Annotated in this window: 2 protein-coding genes; both read left to right on the plus strand. The window is 37.5% G+C overall.

Annotated features, from left to right (window positions below):
• On the plus strand, window positions 1-587 hold a 587-nt coding region (locus tag J3U09_RS10900), incomplete at its 5' end, for a TPM domain-containing protein (RefSeq protein ID WP_267358201.1).
• A 293-nt stretch (window positions 588-880) separates the two neighbouring features.
• Window positions 881-1,204, plus strand: a complete 324-nt coding sequence (locus J3U09_RS10905; protein ID WP_267358203.1) for a hypothetical protein — start codon at window positions 881-883, stop codon at window positions 1,202-1,204.
• Window positions 1,205-1,388: the final 184 nt, after the last annotated feature.

Raw genomic sequence — 1,388 nt, forward strand, 5'->3', positions numbered from 1 at the left:
AACTCATGCGAATTGAGGTTGGCTATGGGCTTGAAGGAACTATTACCGACTTAGTGGCCAGTAAAATCATTCGTGAGCAATTAGCGCCAGAATTTCGACAAAATAACTATTATCAAGGAATTGATAATGCCTTATCTGTGCTGAAACAAAAAATCGATAATCCTGCCCCGAAAAGAGAAGATAACGAACAAGGCTTTAACTTGTTATCATCAGAAGATTTTACTTCCATGTTGAGTAATTATGCGCTGGTGTCATTCGTTATTTGTCTTATACTTGCCAAATTATTGTATCGTAAAGATAAAACCAATCAATGTCTTCTTACTGGTTTATTTAACGCACTATCTGTTGGTGGATTTACCCTTTGGCATATGCGCGATGTATTTATTATAGTATTTATCATGTTTGTGGTATTTATTTTGAGTACCATTGCCAGCCGCATTGTGACTCCCGGAGCAGGTGGCGGAAGAGGAAATCATCGAGGAGGAGGCGGTTTTGGTGGTTCTAGCGGTGGCTTCGGCGGAGGTGGCGGCTTTAGCGGCGGCGGTGGTGGTCGCAGTGGAGGCGGTGGCGCTTCCGGTAGCTGGTAAATAGGATAAAAAATAAGGCGCTATATGCGCCTTAATCATATCGATTAATAGCAGTTTATTTTTTACAACAATCGCTAGCCACATCATTCGGGAACAGCAAACCCCACAATTTAAGCAAAAGAACTATTATTAAGGTATTAATGATGCAATTTCGGTATTAAAAGATGTCATAATGGGTAATGAAATTCATCCAGAGAAACAAACCCAGAATAATTATAGAATTGGGTTAAGTGAAATGTTAGATATGATGTTTAACTGGATTATTCAACAAAGCTGGAAAGTGTTTTCTTTTTTTGTTTGTTTTCACGGTTAAATTCGAAAAAAGTGAATTTAAACGCATTATCATCACATCACTATCAAATAGTTTGTTTCTCCTTATTGTAACTTGGTATGTTCACGATTTTAGTTACTTATATCTTACCGATGTCGTTTTTATTTTTGGTATAAACTATGTGTTTGCTAACTTGTTATTCATCGCTATCTGTCGTAAAAACGTCATAAGAAGAAGTCGTAGCGGGAGTGGCAGAAGCAGTCGATCTTCATATAGCTATTCGAGTAGAATTTTCCGAGGCGGAGGTGGCGGCCGCAGTGGTGGTGCATCTGGTCGTTGGTCATGAGATGAACAAAGATCATACTCTTTAAGTTTTAATAGTAAGATTTTGATTTGACTATATAATAGTTTTATTTAGCGTTGTTAGTCATGAGGCAGAAAATATAATGAAAAGATATTTTCTAAGTAGTTTATTGTTAATATTCAGTTGGTTTTGTTATGGGCTAACTGACATCCCGGAATTTGCACAT

This window comes from Gilliamella sp. B2889, from assembly GCF_026536885.1.
Taxonomy (GTDB): Bacteria; Pseudomonadota; Gammaproteobacteria; order Enterobacterales; family Orbaceae; genus Gilliamella; species Gilliamella apicola_E.